The sequence below is a fragment of the Microcystis sp. M_QC_C_20170808_M9Col genome, from assembly GCF_007095495.1.
Classification (GTDB): Bacteria; Cyanobacteriota; Cyanobacteriia; order Cyanobacteriales; family Microcystaceae; genus Microcystis; species Microcystis aeruginosa.
Genome location: NZ_SFBZ01000310.1, coordinates 1 through 23,231, shown reverse-complemented (window position 1 = coordinate 23,231; position 23,231 = coordinate 1). Strand labels below are relative to the sequence as shown.

The 23,231-nt window shown below is 42.4% G+C and carries 19 protein-coding genes; 10 read left to right on the top strand and 9 right to left on the bottom strand.

All coding sequences use genetic code 11. The features are described 5' to 3' along the window. Positions 1-208: 208 nt before the first annotated feature. Genes EWV68_RS19680 through lepA form a run of 3 tightly spaced genes read right to left on the bottom strand, consistent with a single transcriptional unit; the run spans position 209 to position 3,938 of the window. A complete protein-coding gene (locus tag EWV68_RS19680; protein WP_061433388.1) occupies positions 209-892 on the bottom strand; it encodes a hypothetical protein in 684 nt (227 codons plus the stop codon). Positions 893-895: 3 nt separating this feature from the next. Beyond that, entirely contained in the window at positions 896-2,071 is a 1,176-nt protein-coding gene (locus EWV68_RS19675; protein WP_061433387.1) for an AAA family ATPase, read from the bottom strand. 55 nt (positions 2,072-2,126) lie between these two features. Further along, positions 2,127-3,938, bottom strand: a complete 1,812-nt coding sequence (lepA, locus tag EWV68_RS19670; RefSeq protein ID WP_002762209.1) for a translation elongation factor 4 — start codon at positions 3,936-3,938, stop codon at positions 2,127-2,129. A 548-nt stretch (positions 3,939-4,486) separates the two neighbouring features. On the opposite strand from lepA, the gene EWV68_RS19665 reads away from it, so the two are divergent. The 5 genes from EWV68_RS19665 to EWV68_RS19645 all read left to right on the top strand — a co-directional run bounded on the left by EWV68_RS19665 (position 4,487) and on the right by EWV68_RS19645 (position 8,002). Further along, positions 4,487-4,717: a type II toxin-antitoxin system CcdA family antitoxin gene (locus tag EWV68_RS19665; RefSeq protein WP_061433385.1), complete on the top strand. Its 231-nt coding sequence runs from the start codon at positions 4,487-4,489 to the stop codon at positions 4,715-4,717. 212 nt (positions 4,718-4,929) lie between these two features. Further along, positions 4,930-6,696, top strand: a complete 1,767-nt coding sequence (locus tag EWV68_RS19660; protein WP_012266711.1) for an N-6 DNA methylase — start codon at positions 4,930-4,932, stop codon at positions 6,694-6,696. Beyond that, a complete protein-coding gene (locus EWV68_RS19655) occupies positions 6,693-7,415 on the top strand; it encodes a restriction endonuclease subunit S (protein ID WP_002762203.1) in 723 nt (240 codons plus the stop codon). The genes EWV68_RS19660 and EWV68_RS19655 overlap by 4 nt, the downstream gene beginning before the upstream one ends. A gap of 180 nt (positions 7,416-7,595) precedes the next feature. Next, positions 7,596-7,820 (top strand): type II toxin-antitoxin system HicB family antitoxin, encoded by a 225-nt coding sequence (locus tag EWV68_RS19650; protein ID WP_002734968.1) that lies wholly within the window; start codon positions 7,596-7,598, stop codon positions 7,818-7,820. After that, positions 7,817-8,002 carry a type II toxin-antitoxin system HicA family toxin gene (locus EWV68_RS19645; protein WP_002735013.1) on the top strand — a complete coding sequence of 62 codons (186 nt, stop codon included), beginning with the start codon at positions 7,817-7,819 and terminating at the stop codon, positions 8,000-8,002. The genes EWV68_RS19650 and EWV68_RS19645 overlap by 4 nt, the downstream gene beginning before the upstream one ends. Positions 8,003-8,323: 321 nt before the next feature. Here the strand turns inward: EWV68_RS19645 and EWV68_RS19640 are convergent, their stop codons facing one another. Next, positions 8,324-8,947: a DUF3782 domain-containing protein gene (locus EWV68_RS19640; protein WP_061433379.1), complete on the bottom strand. Its 624-nt coding sequence runs from the start codon at positions 8,945-8,947 to the stop codon at positions 8,324-8,326. A 469-nt stretch (positions 8,948-9,416) separates the two neighbouring features. On the opposite strand from EWV68_RS19640, the gene EWV68_RS19635 reads away from it, so the two are divergent. Both EWV68_RS19635 and EWV68_RS19630 read left to right on the top strand, forming a co-directional pair. After that, positions 9,417-11,384 (top strand): BRCT domain-containing protein, encoded by a 1,968-nt coding sequence (locus tag EWV68_RS19635; protein ID WP_287170781.1) that lies wholly within the window; start codon positions 9,417-9,419, stop codon positions 11,382-11,384. A gap of 183 nt (positions 11,385-11,567) precedes the next feature. Beyond that, on the top strand, positions 11,568-12,446 hold the full coding sequence (locus EWV68_RS19630) for an NAD(P)-dependent oxidoreductase (RefSeq protein WP_287170780.1): 879 nt from the start codon (positions 11,568-11,570) through the stop codon (positions 12,444-12,446). On the opposite strand, the gene EWV68_RS19625 is transcribed toward EWV68_RS19630, so the two are convergent. From EWV68_RS19625 to ribD, 4 genes are all read right to left on the bottom strand, one after another. Further along, on the bottom strand, positions 12,443-12,793 hold the full coding sequence (locus EWV68_RS19625; RefSeq protein ID WP_002744294.1) for a 4a-hydroxytetrahydrobiopterin dehydratase: 351 nt from the start codon (positions 12,791-12,793) through the stop codon (positions 12,443-12,445). The two genes, EWV68_RS19630 and EWV68_RS19625, sit on opposite strands and share 4 nt — an antisense overlap. A gap of 196 nt (positions 12,794-12,989) precedes the next feature. Beyond that, positions 12,990-14,492, bottom strand: a complete 1,503-nt coding sequence (locus EWV68_RS19620; RefSeq protein WP_061433378.1) for a DEAD/DEAH box helicase — start codon at positions 14,490-14,492, stop codon at positions 12,990-12,992. Between the two features lie 342 nt (positions 14,493-14,834). Then, positions 14,835-16,808, bottom strand: coding sequence for a molecular chaperone HtpG (gene htpG, locus EWV68_RS19615; RefSeq protein WP_287170783.1), 1,974 nt, complete (start codon positions 16,806-16,808; stop codon positions 14,835-14,837). A gap of 259 nt (positions 16,809-17,067) precedes the next feature. Further along, entirely contained in the window at positions 17,068-18,165 is a 1,098-nt protein-coding gene (ribD, locus tag EWV68_RS19610) for a bifunctional diaminohydroxyphosphoribosylaminopyrimidine deaminase/5-amino-6-(5-phosphoribosylamino)uracil reductase RibD (RefSeq protein ID WP_287170779.1), read from the bottom strand. Positions 18,166-18,783: 618 nt separating this feature from the next. Here ribD and EWV68_RS19605 point away from each other — a divergent pair. The 3 genes from EWV68_RS19605 (at position 18,784) to EWV68_RS19595 (ending at position 22,030) form a co-directional block, all read left to right on the top strand. Next, entirely contained in the window at positions 18,784-20,220 is a 1,437-nt protein-coding gene (locus EWV68_RS19605) for an ammonium transporter (protein ID WP_287170778.1), read from the top strand. Positions 20,221-20,394: 174 nt separating this feature from the next. Continuing rightward, a complete protein-coding gene (locus EWV68_RS19600) occupies positions 20,395-21,819 on the top strand; it encodes an ammonium transporter (RefSeq protein ID WP_061433375.1) in 1,425 nt (474 codons plus the stop codon). After that, the gene (locus tag EWV68_RS19595; protein ID WP_287170777.1) at positions 21,791-22,030 is read left to right on the top strand and encodes a hypothetical protein; all 240 of its coding nucleotides are present in this window, start codon (positions 21,791-21,793) and stop codon (positions 22,028-22,030) included. The genes EWV68_RS19600 and EWV68_RS19595 overlap by 29 nt, the downstream gene beginning before the upstream one ends. A 64-nt stretch (positions 22,031-22,094) precedes the next feature. Here EWV68_RS19595 and EWV68_RS19590 read toward each other — a convergent pair whose 3' ends face one another. Further along, positions 22,095-23,033, bottom strand: coding sequence for a glycosyltransferase family 2 protein (locus EWV68_RS19590; RefSeq protein WP_061433408.1), 939 nt, complete (start codon positions 23,031-23,033; stop codon positions 22,095-22,097). Positions 23,034-23,231 lie beyond the last annotated feature (198 nt).

The following is a 23,231-nucleotide window of genomic DNA, read 5'->3' as shown; positions in this document are numbered from 1 at the left end:
GATAACTGCTAACTGAAGAGACTGAAGGCACTTTTATGATTGTTTTTCTGGAGTTACCATTATACTACAATACTACAAAAATCTGCCGACCTAGAAATTTATAGGACAAAAGCCTTGTCATAGTCTTGTATTCTCAATCAGCTATTAGTCAGGAGACGATGCCAGATCAGCTTATATTTCATCCTTGGCAGAAGCACCACAGATCAATTTATCGGAAATTTTGGCGAATATTATCACAAAAATTAATAAATTTCTGAAAGGTTTTTAAGTGTTCAGTTTTATCGATACGCTTTTTTAATTGATTAAGATAGTATTGTTCTTGAGCTACCCCAGGTAATTTTTTAGAATAAGACAACTTTTTAGCTTCAAAAATAGACTTTAGATAAGCAAAATGAAAATCGGCATGATTTCTGCAATTAAATCTACCCATTAGTTCGGGATCATTTTCGTAAACATCATAGTGTTGAACATAATCAGCTAAAAGTCCCTGTAAAGGTTGTTTACAATTAAATATTGTGCGATTGCCTAGGAGCCATGTTTCAATACATCGATTTTGAATGATTATCACGATTTCAAGTTGTGCGGGGATAGTAATATTTTTGGTGATAAAGTCATTAACATATTGTTCTCTTTCTTCGACAGTATCCTCATCAGCATCGAGACAGATGACTAGATAGTTATATTTGGATACTTCTTGAATTTTATCGATGGTGTTAGGAATTACCTCATCAAGTATCGAGGGGTAGCCATTACCACTAATAATAAAGTAATTATTGCGATTTACTTGATCGTAAAAATCAACTCGCTCAATTTCGGGAATAAGATGAATTAACCAGGCAGTATAAAGCTTTTTTTCGGTACTTCTTCCTTCAACTAAAAAATAAATATTCATCGATTAACTAATTCCTTGGGGAAATTCTTCTAAGACATTGATAAGATCAATAAAGGCTTTTTGTCGAGTTTTAGAAATATGAAAATCAGCCGCATTGTGTACCTGAATTACTCCTCCTTTACGAGTGACTATTTTCCAATAGGCAGGACTGATATTATTAATTATATAGGGATGATGACTGGTAATAATAAACTGTAAATCTCGATAATTAACTAATAAATCTTCTGTTAAAGTGTCCAAACAGTTAACCCCCAAACTATTTTCAAATTCATCGATTAATATAACACTGCCATCAGGAGATAATTCGATCGTTGCTAAGAACATCAGGCTTTTTATCATTCCAGAGGAGATATTTGGTTCTACAATCCAGACATGAGAGTTTTTTTCTTTTATTTGTATGCGAGGTAAGTCTTCAAGTAAAAAAATTGGAGTTAATGAAACAAGCATACCAATATCACCTAGTTTGAATGGTTCTAAAAATTCTATTTTTAAATCTTCAACTTGAGGGAAAATATCTAAAAACTTTCTCTTTATTATCTCGAACGTATCGGGATATTTTTTATAAGTGATCAGTAGTTTGTCGGAAATAGGAAGTTGACTCGATTGTAATTCAGAGAGAGAGGTATATTCGTAGTCTCTAAGGATTTTATCCAATGTTGAAGATGAGATATTAAACTTAAGTGGATTGAAAACCATTTTGTTAAATTCCTGTCGAACAGGGAAAACATCTTCTTCTTGATTGAAAAGCTCTATACAGCTTAAATAAGATGGTAGTTTTGGTGTCTTTGAATGTTTAAACTCAATTACCTCTTGATTTCTTGCGATCAAAACCTCTTGATCTTTTAAAAGAGTTTCCCTAATTATACTAACCTTATTTTCGCCGTCATTACTATTGACTTCATCTTCTTCAATCTTGATGAGAGAACGAGCTTTTCTAACCTCAAATTCACCCAACCAATGATAACGAACATGATCATTGGTTAAAAGTTCTACATCCCATTTTACTCCATTTATAGACTCACCGTTAGCGATTCTTTTTAAATTACTAATAGCCTTTAAAATCGAGGTTTTTCCTGCACCTGAGATACCAACTAATAAATTCAAATCTGGAAAAAATTTGCAAGAATCTATACTTAATCCAGAGGATAAATCTTGATAGGATAATCTCAAAAGTTTCATAATAATTCCCCACTGCTAAAACTAAAAAGGGTGAGTTAATTCTCACCCCAAGATTTTACTGAGGATCGAGTTTTAGGACTGCCATAAATGCCTCTTGCGGGACATCAACAGTTCCGATCGCTTTCATCCGTTTTTTCCCTTTTGCTTGTTTGTCTAACAGCTTTTTCTTGCGGCTAATATCACCACCATAACACTTAGCTAAGACATCCTTTCTTAAAGCGGGAATATGTTCACTAGCGATAATTTTAGAACCAATAGCTGCTTGAATGGGAACCTTAAATTGATGCCGGGGAATCAATTCTTTTAACTTTTCAGTTAAAGCGCGACCAACATAATAAGCTTTATCCCGGTGAACGATCATCGCTAAAGCATCAACGGGATCACCATTGACCATAATATCTAATTTAACTAGCTCATTTTCCCGATAGCCAATTAATTGATATTCCATACTAGCGTAACCGCGCGATCGAGACTTTAATTGATCAAAAAAGTCTGTCACCACTTCTGCTAAAGGTAACTCATAAATCAAAGCGGTGCGAGTTTTAGTAAAATAACGCATATCCTTGAAAACTCCCCGACGACTTTGACATAATTCCATCAAAGCACCTACATAGGTTTCCGGAGTAATCATTTCCACTTGGATATAAGGTTCCTCAATTTTTTCCCGTTTTTGTGGGGAAGGTAACAAACTGGGATTATCCACTTCGACAATTTCCCCATCGGTGGTAGTGACCTGATAAACTACCGAGGGAGCAGTGGTAATTAAATCTAAGTTATATTCCCTTTCTAGTCTTTCCTGGACGATTTCCATGTGTAGCAGTCCCAAGAAACCGCAACGGAAACCAAAACCCATGGCGCTAGAAGTTTCCGGTTCGTAGGATAGAGCTGCATCGTTTAATTTTAACTTTTCCAGGGCATCTTTGAGATCGGCATACTGATCAGCATCGGTGGGGAATAATCCGCAGAAAACCATCGGTTTTGCTTCTGTATAACCGGGTAAAGGCTCTTGTGCTGGTTTAGCGGTTAGAGTAATCGTATCACCCACCCGGGCATCAGCAACAGTTTTAATTGCGGCTGCCAGATAACCCACTTCTCCCGCGTGAAGTTCATTTACCTGTACCTGTTGCGGTGATAAAATTCCCAATTCATCGATAACAAATTCTTTACCAGAAGCCATAAAACGAATTTTATCGCCCTTTTTCACCCGACCATCCATGACGCGGAAATAGACAATTACCCCTCGATAAGCGTCGTAATAACTATCAAAAATTAAAGCTCGGAAGGGTTCTTCGAGGGTATCTTGGGGAGGGGGAACTAATTGGACGATCGACTCTAGAATATCATTAATACCGATCCCAGCCTTAGCCGAGGCACGAATCGCCTCACTACAGTCTAAACCCACCACTTCCTCGATTTCCGCCGCGACTCGTTCCGGTTCGGCACTGGGTAGGTCGATTTTATTTAAAACTGGGATAATTTCGAGGTTATTTTCCAGTGCTAGGTAAACATTGGCTAAAGTTTGCGCCTCTACTCCTTGGGACGCATCCACAACTAATAAAGCTCCCTCGCACGCCGCTAGAGACCGAGAAACCTCGTAGGAAAAATCCACATGGCCGGGGGTGTCAATCAGATTAAGAACGTATTTTTGACCATCCTTAGCGGTATAATCCATGCGTGCCGCCTGTAACTTGATGGTGATACCTCGTTCCCGTTCCAAGTCCATATTATCGAGAAATTGTTCTTTCATCTCCCGTTGGGCTACGGTTCCTGTAATTTGCAGGAGGCGATCGGCGAGAGTTGATTTACCATGATCGATATGAGCGATGATGGAAAAATTGCGAATGCGAGAAACGGGAACGTCAGTCATCGTGGTTCACTGTTGGCAAAAGTCAGGGGTTTATAAAATTTTAGATTCCTTAATTCATTGTAGAGGTAAAGTCTCTAAGGCTGGAGCAAAAGCGAAAAGTAAAAGGTAAAAAAAGCTAAACTGCAAGTATAGTCAGGGTTTCGGCCTTGGCTTCCCCTCTCGGCATCCACAGGAAACTATGGTAGGCTTGATTATGGTGACAAAATCAGGGAAAGGGCAATGGCTAGGGTAAAGATGTAAGATTTGTCCAAATCGGATTACTATAGATAGGGCTGGCTGAATAAATATAAAAACCTTGTTGGATAAGGCTTTTAGACTTTTTTCCCTCAAAAAGTGCCTATGGAGTGATCGGGGGCAAAATTCCTGGACTTTTTCCCTGAAAATTAGGTAACTGACTACTTCAAAATCGGTAAAACCCTACACCCTACACCCTACACTCTACACCCTGCCACCACGAAAAACTTTTTTCAGCAGATCCTAGATAAACTCTTGGATAAGAATCCTCGACTGACGGGTAGAATGATAGATAGCAATAATTGATAGAGCTTATGAACGAAAATGCTACACCGACTCAGCGCACGGCGGAGAAAGTTGAAATCGCTATTCACCTTGACTCGGAAGTTTTAGAACAGATTAAACACCTGACTAACGATCCTAGTCGCATTATCGAAACGGCGATTAAACAGTGGCTAAGAGGGGAAAGGGAACCAGATGAGGACTTAACCCGCCATCTTCGACGCAATCCTCCCGTACCACCCAAAGGGGAATGGAATGACTAAGATTTTTCAGTCTCTAATAGGTTATTTCCCGACGGAGAGACTGAAATATTTTCTTAGGTCAACCATTGATAGTAATTGAGATTTTTTCCCCAACTAAGCTGGTTAATAGTAGTATTGCCTGTAACAGCAACGCAACGGTTTAAGCTATTTACCTACTGCTCTGGTTTGCAGTAGGCTTAGTTGTCGTGTAACCCATAGGTGTATAGATTATTATGCCGTTGAATAAACAGGCTATCTTAGATGACATTTTTCGCAAAGCACCACCGTTGAACTCTGAGGACGACTGTGCTGAGAATGTTGTTATTCCTTTCATAATGAGGCTTGGTTACGACAGGAACCAGATACGTCGAAAAGTCTCAATCACTGGAACTTCAGGACATAGATTTAGAAAGCAAGCTGATATCGTTGTTTATATTGGGGAACGTCCGGCTCTTGTGGTTGAAACCAAGCGTATTCAGCATCGATTGAGCGAGGAGGATGTTAACCAAGCGCTTTCCTATGCTCAACTTCTTGAACCATCTACACCAATTGCAGTTCTGACTAATGGACGTGATTGGGAGATTTATTATTTGGATAGAGACGATATTGGCGGATTAGAATCCGTTCCTGAACCGCAAGAGCTTGAAAGCACAATACTTACTGTCTCTAGCAATGTAGTTCAATTGGAAAAGCGACAAGCTGCTGAGCGACTTTTAGTAACTATTGAAAATAAAGGTGACTTAGAAATAGCATTTAGGGAATGTCGAAAAGAGTTAGCTAAAGAAGGACTCATTGCCGAGTCTGCATTTGATGAGCTAACTAAAATTCTCACTTGTAAGTTTAACGAAGAGAAAAGAGATGCTGAAGGCCTTGCACCCAATCGCTTTACATCTTCCTGGCTTCTTGGCAGTGGACCTCTAGCTGCTTTACAGCAAATGTTTACTGACGCAAAACAGACTTTTAATGTATTCCCTACGGGAACTCAAATTCAAATTAGAAGCAACGAAACTGTTGAAAAAATTGTTCGTGAATTAGAGCCTTTTGGTCTTTATGGTTTTAAGACACCACTTGGCTTGGCTGGAGCAGGAGGAGATGTAGTTGGTTCTGTTTATGAGGCCTTTCTTACTGGAACACTCCGAGGGGACTTAGGACAGTATTTAACCCCAAGACAATTAGTTGAGTTCATGGTTGAGATAGCTGATATAAAAATTGGAGAAAAAGTCCTTGATTTATCATGCGGAAGTGGAGGCTTTCTTATTAGAGCGTTTATTAATGTCCGCAAAAAAATTCGATTTCTTGATTCTAGCCAAGATGAAAAAGATCATTTAGTTAGTAATCTTGTCACGAATAATCTATGGGGAATTGAGATAAATCCTCGGTTAGCCACTTTATGTCGAATAAATATGATTTTACATGGTGATGGCTATGAACATATTTATACAGGAGATTCAATTAGAGAAGATGTTTTTGAGAATACAGATGGACGCAGAACTGATTTTTTAAATATTGAGCAAAATAACGCAGCAATGTTTGATGTAATTCTCATTAATCCCCCGTTCAATATACCCTATGAAGATTCTGCTACTTTAAACCGGTATTATCTAGGACGAGGTAAAGCTGCTCAAGGTTCAGACTATTTGGTTCTTGAGAGAGCAATTCGACTATTAAAGCCTGAAACTGGACGTTTGCTAGTTATTTTGCCCCATGGTGTTGCCAGCGGAGTTTCCGAGACTGAAGTTCGCAACTTTGTGAAATCTCGTACACATATTCATGGTTGTATAAGCTTACCTGTCGGATCATTTAAGCCGTTTGGGGGGTCTAATGCTAGAACCTGTGTTTTGTATCTCAAGAAGACTACTGGAGACAATAAAAAGCGTTTTTTAGCACAAGCAGAACACGTTGGCTATGACATTACCTCAAAATATTATAGAGAAACTGATCTCAATGATTTACCTGTTATCGCGGAAGCCTATCATAGAGTAAAACTAGAATTGCAATGACTATCGAGTTAATTAAACCAGACCCTTTAATATTAACAATCACTGAAGAATCAGCCCGTAGTATCGATACAGTTGATGCTGGTGCAGCTTATACACAATATTTGCATGAGCAAATAGGTGAGTTTGAACAGCAGCCTTTAGGAAACTTTGTAGATGTTGTATCAAGAAGCGTTAATCCACGCTCTAGTAGATATGCTGGTCAAATATTTGAATATATAGATTTACGAGAAGTAGATGATATTTATGGCTATATATTAACTCTTAAACTTAATCAAGGAAATGAGATTGGAAGTACAAAACATCGCTTTCAAAAGAATGACATTCTCTTCGCCAAGATCATGCCCAGCTTGGCCAACAAAAAGATTGCGCTAGTAACTCAAGATGTAACTAACGCAGTAGCTTCAACTGAATTTATTGTTTTGCGAAAAAAATCACAAGCCGAGATTAATCTTTATTACCTTTTTCGGGCTTTACGTTCTGATCATTTTACCCGACAAGCGACAGCAAACGTTACTGGTGCAACGGGGCGACAGAGAATTAGCCCGTCTAGATTACTAGAATTACAAATAATTGTTCCCCCAGAAGAGATTCAAACACAAATTGGAGATGCTGTCGAACAAGAGTTTACGCTAAGGACATTGGCGGCAGAACAATCAAAGAAAGCTGATGACTTAGCTCAGCTTGTACTTGGTAATCTAACTCTTAGAACCGACAGCTAGAAAGCGCGGAAGGTAGGTTGGGTTGACGACTGTTACCCAACACCCCATCCGATAAACGGGCAAAATCATTTATAATTATTTGATAATAGCCGACGATTGTAGGGTGCGCCCTTCGATAGCGTAACGCACCGCTAACTTTAATGATGGTGGGTGATATAATTTAAAATTCTGAGGTAAATCATGCAACTAAAACTAACAAAAATATTCCAGAAAGTTCCCGAAGGCTATATTGGTTTTGTCGAAGAATTGCCAGGAGCTAATACTCAAGGAGAGACTCTAGAAGAAACTAGAAGCAATTTAGAGGAAGCAATTGAGCTAGTTTTAGAAGCTAATCGTATATTAGCTGAAGAGCAACTGCAAGGACAAGAAGTGATTCGAGAGTCTGTTACTTTCTGGGCTGCATGAAACGTATAAACTTAATTCGTCATTTAGAAGCTTATGGCTGTGAATTCTTAAGAGAAGGCGGCAATCATACGATTTATGTAAATCGTGTCAATCAGAAATCTTCAGCCATTCCGCGCCATCGTGAAATCAATGAATTCTTGACGCGAAAAATTTGTCGAGATTTACAAATACCAGAACCATGAGTGCGACTCCTGTTAAGCTGCTGTAGAGTGTAGGGTGCGTGTTTGCGGCTACTAATTTGGATAATAAAATAAAACTAACAATCCGCCGTAACGCACCAATTCTATTACTACTAATTAAACATAATCAATTACATTTAATTTACCTGTGTATCATCCCCTGTAGAATTTCTGGCAATTTATCGATTAAATTTCTGGCTTTTTGTTTAATATTTTTTATTTCCATGATGGTTTCCAAAATGACTCCTGACAGTTTACATTATCAACTATCAATTCAAAGGGCGATCGCAAAATTACGCCTTCTTAAAAAAGAGATTAAACACCTTAAGCAAAACCCAAAGGTTGAAACTGAGCATCATTGATAATTTTAACCGTTTCCCCCGATTGCTTAATCACAAACAAACCGCTCCGATAGGCATAGACATCTATCCCCTGATCAATTTCAATGCCTGCCACTGCCCCATAAACCCTAAACTCTCGAAATTGGGGGAAAGCAACCTTAAATCGCTGTAATCGGCTGACAAAATCATCTACATCATCCCTCGACAGTCGAGATTTACATTCCACAGCCACCAACTCGCTCCCATTCACCGCCACAATATCAATCTCCATTGCCGCCCCAGGACGCTTACTTTTCAAGCGACTCATCGTTTGGGTGACATCAATGCCCCGTTCCTGAAATAAACGCACAACCGCAGGCTCTACCATTTCTTCAACGAATCTGCCCCAGCGTGTTGTTAGGTTATTAACAGCTTTGGTCGTTTCTTGTACCTGTTTTTTTAATTCTTCCATCGTGCGATTAGCTTCCTCTCTGCGGCGATCAGCTTCGGCACTGCGGCGATCAGCTTCGGCACTGCGGCGATCAGCTTCCTTTTGAAACTCGGCAAATTGGGCCTCAGTTCTTTCAAATAACTTGTAAATATCGGCGATCGTTACAGCGTCTGACATAGGGAGATTCTTCAAGCTTGAGAAGTCTAGTCCCATTCTAGCGACTTGGCCGAGAAAAAATGTCCCTAGCTTCTCATCCGTGTTTTTTCAATCAATTATTGACTATCAACTAATCAGCGATCGCAGTTTAAGGGGAAGGGGTCAAAGGTCAAAAGGCGATCGCGGTCAATGGATAATAGGCAATTGACAATGGATAATTATCAGCCGAAGCTCCTGCGGCAATAGGCTACTATTTTAATCATCAGGAAGAAATTGACCTGGAAATCACCCAAGAATGGGATCAGGTACAAATTAGCATAACGCGAATAGCTAAATCACCTTTTTACACCGGGAGGAAAGAAGTGACTTTTTCCCGCCCTTCCCCCGAATGCACCCCGTAACTGATATAAGTAGAGATGTAGGTCTATAACCAAAATTGCCGCATCAGTTCGGTTAGGTGACTGTTTTTCGCTTGTCTAGGAGGGTAGATATGCTCAACGAATTAATTTATGAAGGATTAGGTTTAAGTGCTGTTTTCGGAGGACTATTCCTCTGGTCGCGCTCTGGTCTCGTCAGCAAAAATACCGCCCTTTTAGCCGCACAAGCGCAATTACAGCAAAGTAACTCAGATTTATTGGCTCAAGTCAAGGGTTTAGGAGTGGCGCAATCAGACTTAAAAGATGAAAATCAGCAGCTGCACGCCAAAATAATTCACATAGAACAACATTCCGCCCAATTACAGCACAAAGCTACGGATTTAGAAAATTCTCTCCAGTCCCTCCAGCAAGCTGTCCAGATAGGTGAGGGTGAAATCGAACAACTGAAAACCACCGCTAAGGAAATAGAAGCGGAGAAAGCTGGTTTGATGGAGCAGTTAGAGGCAGAAAAAGCCCAAATTACTAGCCTAGAGGCACAGATTCAAACTTTAGAGCAGCAAAAAGGTGAAATTAACCGTCAATTTGATTTGACCAAAAAACAGACCACCTCTCTCTATAGTCAAATTCAGACCCTAGAACAGGATAAAACTCTATTACAGCAAGAGCTAGAAAAAGCCGAGAAATTAAAGGCAAAAGTGGCCGATTTAGAGCATAAAAACCAAGAATTAAGCGATTTAGCCGCCCAAATTCCCAGCTTGCAAGGTCAAATTCAAACCTTAGAACAGAATCTGACTCACCAAACAGAACGGTATGAGCGAGGACAGCAGGAAATAGCCAGCTCACAGGGTCAAATTACCGGGTTAGAGCAGCAAAAAAAGTCTCTCAGCGAAGATTTAGCCGCAAGTCAAACTCGATCGCTCTCTTTAGGCCAAGAATGCGACAATTTAACTATAAAACTCCAAGAAACCGTCGCTCAAGTGACAGCCATAACCGACGAAAAGGACAGTCTCGGCGCTCATCTCGAAGCAGCTAAACTGGAGTTACAAGCTTTAGAAGTCCAGAAAGGGGAATTATCGGCAGAATTAACCACTGCTGCCGAAAAAATTGCCGATTTAGAAGGGCAATTACAGGAATTAACCCAGTTACCCCAACAATTAGCTGATTCTCAGGCAAAAATTGCCGATTTAGAAGGGCAATTACAGGAATTAACCCAGTTACCCCAACAATTAGCTGATTCTCAGGCAAAAATTGCTGATTTAGAAGGGCAATTACAGGAATTAACCCAGTTACCCCAACAATTAGCTGATTCTCAGGCAAAAATTGCTGATTTAGAAGGGCAATTACAGGAATTAACCCAGTTACCCCAACAGCTAGAAACCTATCGGGAAAACATTTCTAATTTAGAGATTCAACTACACCAGTTAAGTTCCGAAAAAGACCAATTAGAAACCACAACTTCCCGTCATATCGAGGAATTAAGCCAACAAAATCGCCAACTAACTCAAGATTTAGAAGCCCAAAAAACGGCAGCTAAAGCTTTAGAAAAGGAAAAAATTAAGTTTGAGGGTGAGTTAGCAACTAAGCAAGCAGAAATCGCCGCTTTAGTGGTTAAAATTCAAAACCTACAGCAAGAAAGAGACGATTTCTCTAAACAAACTGCCCCTATTACCACTAATGAACCAGAAGCAGTTATTAGTGAAACTCCTGTAGTAGAAGAGCCGGAAACCCCCCCGGTGATTGCCAAGGAAACCCGGGTAGTAGCAGCAGAAAAAATCCCGGTTGCCGATACAAGTTTAGAAGTGCAACCCGCAGCAAAGATAGTCCAAACAAGTCAAGAATCCGCTGAAAATACCCTAAGGGGAAAAAGCGTAGTTATACTAGGAACCTTCAGCAAAATCAGTCGCGAGAAAGCGAAATCATTGATTATTAATGTCGGTGGTACTGTTACCAGTTCCCCCAGTGCGAATACTGATTATATTCTCCTCGGTAAAGCCCCCGGTGAGAAACTCAAAAAGGCTCAAAAATTAGGCATTAAAACCCTTTCAGAAGCCCAATTTCTGCAAATGGTAGAATTAGTTTAGCCGTCGGTTGTCAGGAGATAGGGTGGTCACTGCGTGCGCGTTGCGGAGGGTTTTGGGGTGATAGGGTGATGAAACAGCTTCCCCACTTCCCCACTTCCCCACTTCCCCACTTCCCCACTTCCCCACTTCCCCACTTCCCCACTTCCCCACACCCCACACCCTGTTCCCTTGATTACCAAAATTATGAGTCAAAAAATTGCCTTTTTAGGATTAGGAGTGATGGGAGCGCCGATGACGGTTAATCTTGTCCGTCAGGGTTTTGCTGTCAATGCTTGGAATCGTACCCCAGAGGCGCCGGGGATAACCATTGCTGGGGCAGCAGGTGCGAACATTTGTTCTAATATTGCCGCCGCCGTCAGGGATGCCGAGATTGTCTTTACCTGCGTCGGGGATGTGCCTGACGTGGAAGCGGTAATTTTAGGACCGGGGGGTGTCATGGAATCGGCAGCGGTGGGAACTCTGGTGGTGGATATGAGTACCATTGGCTCTCAAGCCGCTAGGATGATTGGTAAAAAGCTAGAGGAAAATAATCTCCGTTTTCTCGATGCTCCCGTCTCTGGGGGCGATATTGGGGCGAAAAACGGCACTTTAACCATTATGGTGGGGGGGAAAGAAGCGGATTTTCAGACTTGTTTGCCCTGTTTTCAAGCCATGGGCAAAACTGTTCGCTGGTGTGGCGAAATCGGCAACGGACAAGCGGTAAAACTCTGTAATCAAGTCTTGGGGGCGGTTCACATGGTGGCGCTGTGTGAGGCTCTAAAAATGGCAAAAATTCAAGGATTAGACCCCAATTTAGTCATAGAAGTCTGTAAAACGGGGGCGGCGGGTTCTTGGGCTTTGGAAAATTTGGGACCAAAAATCCTCGCCCAAGATTTACAGCCAGCTTTTATGATTGAACATATTTTAAAAGATTTGCGATTAGTTAAAGAAACTGCCCAGACAGCCGGGGAAATTCTGCCCGGGACAGATTTAGCGGAAACTCTATTTAAAGTAGTAGCGGAATTGGACGAAGGCAAGGGAATTAAACAGGGAACCCAAGCGATGATTCGCGCCTACGATTAAGCATTTTGTTGGCGATAAATATCATCGGTACGGGCAGCCATGATGAAATCATTTTGATGTAATCCCCCCACGTCATGGGTCCACCAAGAAACGGTAACTTTACCCCATTCTGTCAATAAAGCGGGGTGATGGCCTTCTTTTTCCGCTGCTTCTCCCACGGCATTAGTAAAGGCGATTGCCCCTTGAAAATTGGCAAATTTATAGAGTTTTTGCAGACGGGGAATACCCTCGTATTCTAAGAGATTCCAATCGGGAATTTTAGCCTGTAAAGCGGTAATTTCCTCGGCAGTGATAGGAGAAGAACCCGATTGATAAGGTTGACATTTTTGTTGGGCAAGTTCGGTCATAGGGGTATCAATCTAGATTTTTTAAGTAAGTAGTTATAATTAAATTGAAGATAGATTTTGCCTCTGATCCCCCCTGCCCCCCTTGATAAGGGGGGTGCGGATCCCCCCTGCCCCCCTTGATAAGGGGGGTATCTGACAACTTTTAACACCTACCTACTTACCTTTATTATAGAGGAAAATCCCCCAGAGAAATTTTCTATTCTTCCTCTGACTCCGGAGAACTTACCCAAGGGGTAGAAGATTCGGCAGCTTTCGGGAAAGAAAAAGATTTTTTCGGAGCAGAAGGCAATAATTCCAATTGTCGATTACCGGTTTTATAGCTAGTTTTATTTTTCTGCTCTCCCCGTCGTCGTTGGGAGGTTTTTTCCTCCGTGGTATTTTCGGCTATCACTTCATACAAAATCGCCCGTTTATCCTCTTGTTGGCCTTTTCTTAACACCCGTCCTAAACGCTGAATATATTCCCTAGTGGAACCGGTTCCCGATAAAATAATCGCGATGCCTGCTTCCGGCACATCAACCCCTTCATTGAGAACATGGGAAGTCACCAGAATTTTGTATTCTCCCTGACGAAAACGGGTCAGGATTTCATGGCGTTCTTTCACGGGAGTTTGATGGGTTATGGCAGGTATTAAAAAGCTCTCGGAAATGCGGTAAACTGTGGCATTATCGTTGGTAAAAATTAAAATTGGTTCCGGATGGTGTTCACAGATTAACTCGGCTAAAACCCGCAATTTTCCCTGGGTTCCAGAGGATATTTCCTTCGACTCCCGGTGGGCCAACATGGCCCGGCGCCCTTCGCTACTTCTGGCACTAATCATGACAAAATTTTGCCAACCATCTAAACCGGACAAACTGAGATTATTTCTTCTTAAAAAATCATTGCGAATTTTAATTGCTTCTTGATATTTTTCCTGTTCTTTGGCAGATAGTTTCACTTTAATTTGAATTATTTCATGATCGGCTAGGGCTTTTCCTGACAAGTCTTGGGGACTTTTTTGATAAACAATTGTACCGATAAGATAATCTAAATCTTGATGACTACCATCACCGCGATCCGGTGTTGCTGTTAAGCCTAAACGATAGGGTGCGATCGAATCTTCCGCTATTTTCCGAAAGAAATCCGATGGTAAATGATGACATTCATCAAAAATCAAAAAAGCGTAACGATTGCCAAGAGTTTCCGAGTAAATTGCCGCACTTTGATAGGTGGCGATTAAAATAGCACTATTATCCTTAGAACCTCCCCCTAATAATCCCACCTCGGCATCGGGAAAAGCCGCCAACATCTGGGCATACCACTGGTGCATTAAATCAATAGTCGGCACGATAATTAAGGTGCTGCGGGGAGTCGATTGCAGTGCCAATTGAGCAAGATAGGTTTTGCCGGCAGCGGTGGGAAGGACAATGACACCCCTTCTCTGGGATTTTTTCCAAGCGATTAACGCTTCCGTTTGGTGGGGGTAGGGTTCCCGTTCAAAACTGGCAATTAATTCTAAATTGTTGAAAGCTTTTGCTTCATCTTGGAAGTTAATGCCCTCCTCCTGTAGAGTTTCCACGAGAGGACGATAATGAATGGCCAAAATGCGAAATCTTTCAATACGATCATCCCAAGTGGCAAAATCTAGCCATTTTTTCCCCTTTGGTGGTGGATGGAGAATTAAGGTTCCTCGCTCATATTTGAGGGTGGGTAAGCGCATTTTTCAGTTATCAGTTATCAGTTATCAGTAAACAGTTATCAGTAAACAGAACGTAGGTTGGGCTGAAGCATGAAACCCAACGCCCGCTCATGTTACGCTACCGCTAACCCATCCTACAAATAATTGTGCCTCCCTACTTATCAGTAAACAGTAAACAGTATAAGTGAACAGTATAAGTGAACTGAAAACTTACATCTGATAACTGATAACTGATAACTGATAACTGATTCAAGGCTGACGGCGGCAAGATAGCTTATCGCTAGATCATATTGATCAGGTTAAAAAAAGAGTGTGAACTAACACACTCTCAGCATATCGAAACAGCCAAAGTTTGGCAATAGATTAAATCTTTTCGGTTAGCTTAGTCAGAACGCGATTGGAACGTTCCACAAAAGCTTGCATTCCCTCAGCATCAAATCCTTTTTGAGCGATTAAAGCTAAATCATAAACGTGCTGACAGAGCATTTTCGCTAATTGCGCCGATGGAGATTCGCCGCTACCGGTAACAATACTTCCCTGACTAATCTGGATAATCTGTTGAATTAGGGGATGATTAGTATTAATCATCAGAATATGTTCTTCGGGGAAAGCCATGGCTTTTTGTTGCATCATTGCCGTCATTTCCTGTAAGCGTCGCATCGCTTCTGGAAGTAAGACAATTGCCGGGGGAGTAGCTTGGGGATCATCGGATTTCAAGGCTTCAGTTTTGATATTGATGCGGGAATTATCGAGGGCTTTGGCGAAAATTTCTTTGATCAATTCAGCCCTGGTTTTATTACTACTGGGATCGATAATTTCACTAGCTTGATCCTGTTCGAGCAGCGTCGAGTCTAATTCAGAATCAACCCGGGTGAATTTCACATCGGAGTATTCTCTTTCTAGGAAAGGAATAAAGTAATTAGTATCGATGAAAGAATCAAAGAAAAGGATTTCTAAACCTTGATTTTTGTAGAGTTCAACGTAGGTGGATTGACTACGAGGATCGGTACAGTAAAAAACTCGATTTTCGTGGCGTTCTTTATGGCGTTCTAGGTAGGCTTTGAGAGTAGTATAACCTTCCTGTTCGATCGCTTCTAGGGGAGTTTTCGCCGTCGCTTCTTGCCATGCGTCACCTTCGGCGGTTTGCACTGCCACTTGTACCGGGGTTTCTGGGGGTTTGTAGGTAGTGCGATAGATTAAAATATCTTCTACCTGCTGTTTAAATTTATCCTCTTTCAAGGAACCAAATTTAATAAAGGTTCCCACATCTCCCCAACAACGAATATATTCTTTTGCGTCTTCGTTATAGAGAGATTTGAGGCGATCAGCAATTTTTTTGGCAATAAAATCGGCAATACGGCGAACGGTGCGATCTTTGGTTAAAGCACTTCGAGACACATTTAAAGGAATATCTGGACTATCGATAACTCCTCGCAAGGGCATCAGGAAATCGGGAATAATCTCCTCGCAATGATCGCTGACAAAAACCTGATTACAGAATAACTTTAATTGTCCTTTTGAGACATCTACATCCGGTCTGAGTTTGGGAAAGTAGAGAATGCCATTGAGCAAGAAAGGATAATCGGTATTCAGATGTACCCAGAGTAAAGGTTCTTCTTGGAAAGGATAGAGATAACGATAGAATTCTAGGTAGTCTTCTTTAGTCAGATTTTGAGGAGATTCTTTCCATAAAGCCCGTTGTTGATTAATCACTTCCCCATCAATTTTAATGGGAACGGGCATAAAATCCGAGTAGGTTTTGACTAACTGGCGAATGCGGGCAGGTTCTAAATATTCCCCTTCCTCATCCATTAAAGTTAGGGTGATAGTCGTGCCGATTTGGCTGCGGGAAGAATCGGTTAATTCAAACTCTGGAGAACCATCACAAGACCAATGGACAGGGGTAGCACCTTCCTGATAGGAAAGAGTATCAATCTCTACCTTTTTAGCCACCATAAAAGCCGAATAGAAACCTAGTCCAAAATGACCGATTAAATCGTTGGCTGATTTTTGGTATTTATTGATAAATTCTTCCGCACTGGAAAAGGCAACCTGGTTAATATATTTCTTGATTTCTTCCCCCGTCATCCCGATACCATTATCGGTAATTGATAGGGTACGATTTTCTTTATCGATGGCGAGATTAATTTCTGGTTCGGGGACTTCTCCTCTCGCTTCTCCTGCTAAGGAAGCCATTTTTAATTTCGAGATGGCATCAACACTATTAGATATCAATTCCCGCAGAAAAATTTCATGGTCAGTGTAGAGGGATTTTTTGATAATAGGGAAGATATTCTCGGTATGAATCGTGATATTACCTTTTTCGAGTACCGTCATACGTTCAATCACTAAGGGTTTGACTATTCTAACTTTTTTATTTTGCTCGATAATGGCACCATTGATCACAGAGCGATTGCCCAACTTTTTCTAGGGGGATAACCGTACCGATAAACGCATTTGACGGCAGCGGGGCGATTTCTAGAACTCGATCGCAAAAATCGGGGTTAATTGCCAGATTATCGGGGTTATTGATGACTTTGTGACTTTTGCAAGCGGTTGGTTGAGATTTGCTGATTGAGCCAGAATTGCAGTAGCTCTACTTTTCACTTGGCAGATATCCCTCAATCAAAATATCGGGATTGAGATAATTAACCGTGACATTTTCTAGCTGTAAAGCTTGGCTCATTAACTGGAATCCTAAATCACCCACGGCAGTGGGCGCCTGGATTCCCCCGATGATTTTGGGCGCGATAAAAGCGATAATTTTTTGTACCATGCCCTCAGCGATCGCCGCTGCACTTAAACCGCCGCCGCACTCCCACAAAACCTGACAAAATCCCCTCTGATAAAGATTTTCCATCACTAAAGTGGGTGTCACCTCGGTTAGTTCGATCACTTCCACGCCTTTTGTTAATAATTGTTGCTTAAGCTTGACATTAGCATCAATTTGTGTATAAACAAGCGTGGGAAATTGACTGGTATCCCAAAGATGGGCAGAGGAGGGTAAATCGAGCGATCGAGTCATGACCACGCGCAGAGGATTATGATCGGAGAGGCCGTGAGTGGTTAGGTGGGGATTATCTTGACGGACAGTGCTACCGCCGACGATAATCGCATCACAGGCTGATCGCAATTGATGGACTATTTGGCGAGAAGCGGGGCTAGTAATCCACGTGCTATGACCGCTAGTAGCGGCAATTTTGCCATCGAGAGTCATGGCATATTTGAGGATACCGAAGGGTTTTTTAGCGGTGATGCGATGGATAAAACCCTGATTGAGTTGAAGACATTCGGACTCCTCCACTCCCACCAGCGTCTCGATGCCTGCTGATTCTAATCTTTGAATACCTTTCCCCGCCACCAGGGGATTAGGATCGATCATCCCCACCACCACTTTTTTAATGCCTGCTTGCACAATTGCCTCGCTACAGGGTGGAGTACGTCCATAGTGGTTACAGGGTTCAAGATTGACGTATAAAGTGGCACCACGGGCTTTTTCTGCTGCCTGTCTCAGGGCGAAAACTTCTGCATGGGGTTGTCCGGCCCCTGGGTGAAAACCTTCGCCGATAATTGTCCCCTCTTGAACGATCACAGAACCCACCAAAGGATTAGGAGAAGTCCGGCCTAAGGCTTGCCTAGCAAGGGTTAGACATCTTTGCATCATTGTGCGATCGAATTCTGTTGCCTGGGCCATGGTTGATTTCTCCAAAGGAGGGGAGACTTTATCAGTGATCAGTAATCAGTGGGAATTATAAATTGTGAATTATGAATTGGGAGATGGGGGTGATGGGGTGATGGGGTGATGGGGTGATGGGGTGTGGGGTAGGGCTGATTCATTCTCCGAATCTAATTCTTTTTTTTGCTACCTTTAATCGCTTATGAGGTAAGCAAAGCACGACGTTTTGAAAAATTTTCAGATATTTATTCTGAGAAATCGACTAAAAACGTTGCCAGATAAGGATTTGAGAGAATGACATTTGAGAGAATGAAACGACCCTAGGGTGTGGGGAGAATAAATAAAAATCATCTCCTGAATACTGACTCCTTACCCCACAGTTAACTTTACTTTTGTCCAACTACTTATTATTTTAAAATAAAATGTATCAACGAATACAGAAATTTCAGATCAAAAAAACAAAGATCGAAAAACATTGACTACTCACAGATCAAGATAAATCCCTAGGTGTTTGGTCTTCTGAAATGATTGACCCCTGTTCCTAGGATTTAGCGGTTGAACGGACATAATTGCTCGGTAATTATTTTCAACAGTAATGAATCGACCTACTAACTCAAAAAAGTAAATGAATTAACGATGAAACGAATTGCTCGAAAATCTGGGGAACTTGTCGGTTTGTTACCGAAAATTAACCCTGTCTGGTTAGCCTGTGTTCCCTTGTCTGCGATTATTTTTGTGGTTTGGAACACGGCCGTACAGGCCCAAGATGCGAAACCCCTAACCCCCGAAGATGTGCAAAACGCCCTCAATACAATCTGGGTTTTAATTGCCGCCATCCTCGTGATCTTTATGAACGCGGGTTTTGCGATGCTAGAAACGGGATTCTGTCGCCAGAAAAACGCCGTTAACGTTCTGGCCAAAAACCTGATCGTTTTCGCCCTCTCCACCATATCATTTTGGGCGATCGGTTTCTCCCTGATGTTTGGGTCTGTCAGTAACGAATTTTTCGGGACAGGAGGTTGGTTCCTCAGCAGTAGCGATCCTGCCACCTACGCCATGCCGAAATATTTGCCCACCTCGGTGTTCTTCCTGTTCCAAGTCGCTTTCGCGGGAACGGCGGCAACCATTGTATCTGGGGCAGTGGCAGAACGGATTAAATTCGTCGATTTCCTCGTTTTTAGCTTAATTATTGTCGGTATCATGTACCCGATCACCGGTCACTGGGTTTGGGGTGGCGGTTGGTTAGCTGACCTTGGTTTTAAAGACTTCGCCGGTTCGACGGTGGTCCACTCGGTAGGTGGTTGGTCTGCTTTAACCGGGGCGGCAATTCTCGGGCCGAGAATGGGTAAATACATCAACGGTCGCACCAGTGCCTTACCCGGCCATAACATGAGTATCGCGACCCTGGGTTGTTTAATTCTCTGGATTGGCTGGTTCGGTTTTAACCCCGGCTCTACTTTGGCAGTTAATGAAACTGTACCCTATATCGCTGTCACCACTAACCTCGCCGGGGCTGCAGGTGGCATTGCCGCTACCTTTACCGCTTGGGCGAAAGATGGTAAACCCGACCTTTCGATGATTATTAACGGTATTCTCGCCGGTTTAGTAGCCGTTACTGCCGGTTGTGATGGTGTATCCTATTGGTCGGCGGCAATCATCGGTTTAATTGCCGGTGTAGTCGTGGTTTACTCGGTGGCTTTCTTCGATAACCTGAAAATTGATGACCCCGTGGGTGCGACTTCCGTTCACCTCGTCTGTGGTGTGTTTGGAACTTTAGCCGTCGGTATCTTCAACAAAGATGCGGGTTTAATCACCGGTCAATTCCAACTGTTTATTAACCAAATTATCGGGATTGTGGCAGTAGGGGCATTTACCGTGATTGTCAGTGGTATTGTTTGGACAATCCTTAAGGCTACCCTCGGTATTCGTGTTACTCCCGAAGAAGAAATGGAAGGTTTGGATGTGGGTGAACACGGAATGGAAGCCTATAGCGGTTTCGTCAAGGAGTCCGATATCGTTACTGGTGGCTATTATGCTTCCAGTGTTGACATGGAAACGCCTAGCACTCGTTAGGTTAAACCTTGTAAAGATAGATTAATCTATCCCCGACAAAGTTAAAGAGAAAAGGAAGAAGGCCTCGCCCCGCTGCGATCGGTGGCTATAATTGCCTTCTAAACCTTTTCTCTTTCGGTTTTTATCTCTTTCCAGACAGAAAAAATTAATCTTGCTACTAACCACCAACCGTCAATGAAAAAGATCGTAGGAATAACCATACTTTTGCTGGGACTAGGATTCAATTTCGGAGTTGCCCCGGTGTTTGCGGAAACCGTCGCCGCCGCTCCCCCCAATCCGATTAGTGCTGGAGATACAGCTTGGATGCTGATCTCCTCAGCTTTAGTTTTATTAATGACCCCCGGACTGGCTTTTTTTTATGGGGGTTTAGTGCGTTCCCGTAACGTCCTCAACACCATGATGATGAGTTTGGTAGCCATGGGCGTCATCGGTGTAACTTGGGTGTTTTGGGGTTATAGTCTCGCTTTCGATGTCACCCCGGGTAAAAGTGGCTTTGGTGAAGGGATCGAAGCTTTTATCGGGGGACTAGATTGGATTTTTCTCAACGGTGTCACCGCCGCCGCACCTGACAATATCGGTTATGCACCCACCGTTCCCCATCAAGTGTTTATGGTCTATCAGATGATGTTTGCGATCATCACCCCGGCTTTAATTTCGGGTGCGATCGTGGAACGGGTTAACTTTAAAGCCTATTTTTGGTTTTTACTGCTTTGGTCCACCTTTATCTATTCTCCCCTAGCTCACTGGGTTTGGGGTAAGGGTTGGTTGGCAGCCACTGGGGCGCTGGATTTCGCCGGTGGAACCGTTGTTCACATTAGTTCCGGGATTTCCGCACTGGTGGCCGCCTGGGTGATCGGTCCGCGGCGTAGTTTTGGTGTCCAAGCCTATGCACCCCATAATGTGCCTTTTGTTCTCCTGGGTATCGGTTTACTCTGGTTCGGTTGGTTTGGTTTTAATGGGGGTAGCGCGCTTTCTTCTAGTTCGCTGGCAGCCACAGCTTTTGTTAATACCACGATCGCCGCTTCGGCCGGTGGTTTGACATGGATGCTTATAGAATGGATTTTACGGGGTAAACCGACAGCGATCGGTATTGCTAGTGGATTTTTAGGGGGATTAGTGGGTATTACTCCCGCTGCCGGTTATGTGCTGCCGATCGGGGCGATTCTCATTGGTTCGATCACTGCCCTTAGCTGTTTTTTTGCGGTTAGTCTGCGGGCAAAATTGCGCTTTGATGATTCTTTGGATACCTATCCCGTCCATGGTGTCGGCGGGACCATAGGGGCGCTGCTTACGGGGCTTTTTGCCACAAAATCAGTTAATTCAGTCGGAAATGATGGTTTATTTTTTGGGAATCCGGGGTTACTGTGGACGCAATTTGTTGGCGTTGCCGCTACTTATATCTTTGCTGCCGTGGGTACTTTTGTTATCCTGAAAGTTCTCAGTCTATTTATGGAGCTGCGGGTTAAACCGAATACGGAAGCAGAAGGGTTAGATGTTCCTGAACACGGAGAGGAAGCCTACGGACGGGAATTCGAGTTTGGTAGCAGCTTTTCCTACCAAGAAAATCCTGGTGCCACAAATCCGCAAGAAAATTATTAGCGATTCCAATCAGCTATCAGTCCAGCTAACAGAGGTGAAATTTCGTCTCTGTGAAACTGGGCTAAAAAATTCCGTTTTTGGTCGTCTTGTCTATGCCACAGAGAGTTGTGATCCTGTCCGTCGCTGGCCAAGAATGCTCGATCGTTATTGTCCAGAGATTCTCCAAGACGGAGAAACTCTCCGCCAAGGCTTAATAATTGGCGATCGCTAAGGCGGATCAAGTTTGATCCAGATGGGCAAAACAGCAAAAAATTACCGATTCCTACTGACAAGAATCAAGAAATTTGTAAGCCAGCTAACTCAGCAATTGTATAGGTGGGTCTGCCTTTAACTTCCTCGTAAATTCTGCCGATATATTCTCCTAGTATTCCGATGCTAATTAGCTGTACAGAACCCAGAAAAAATATAGCGATCATAATCGTGGCAAAACCCGTGATCGGAGAGTTGGGCTGCTGTAAACGCCAATACAATACTAACAGAGCCATAATCAAAGATATCAGGGCAGAAAATAATCCTAGATAGGTGGCAAAACGTAAGGGGACACGGGAAAAAGATACTAGGCTATTAATAGCTAAAGATAATGATTTGCTAAAGGTATATTTTACTTCCCCGGCAAAGCGCGCATCCCGCTCAAATTTAACCGCAGTTTGTGGAAAGCCAATCCAAGCGCGCAACCCACGAATATAACGATTTCTTTCTGGGAGAGAATTTAATAGATCTACCACCTGACGATCCATTAAACAAAAGTCTCCTGTATCGGCGGGAATATCCACATCAGCTAGTCTTTTAAGCAAACGATAAAAGAGATAGGCCGTCAGTTTTTTAAACCAACTTTCTTGTTTTCTTTTGGTTCTTTGGGCATAAACTACTTGATACCCCTCTTGCCATTTTTCAATCATTTGGGGAATTAATTCGGGCGGATCTTGCAGGTCGGCATCCAAAACAATAATTACTTGTCCTCGGCAAAAATTAAGTCCAGCAGTTACCGCCGCTTGATGACCAAAATTGCGGGCGAAACTGATATAACACACTCGTGAATCAGCTTTGTGCAGTTCTCGCAGCAGTTTTAAGGAACTATCTTTACTACCATCATTTACTAGGATTAATTCTACCTCCCCATCTAAATTATTCATGATGGCACTCACCCGGCGATATAGTTCGGCAATAGTTTCTTCCTCGTTATAGATGGGGACGATCAGGGAATATTTTAGCATTTGCATAATAATATTTGACCAGTAATTGATTGAAAAATCTGACTCCTAACTCAGAGAATTCTGCCGTCAATCTCTTTACTTAGGGTCTGCTGAAAAAGTTTTTCCTAGGGGCAGGGTGTAGGGTGTGGGGTGTGGGGTGTGGGGTTTTACCCATTTTCATCGGGTAAATTACCTAATTTTCAGGGAAAAAGTCCAGGG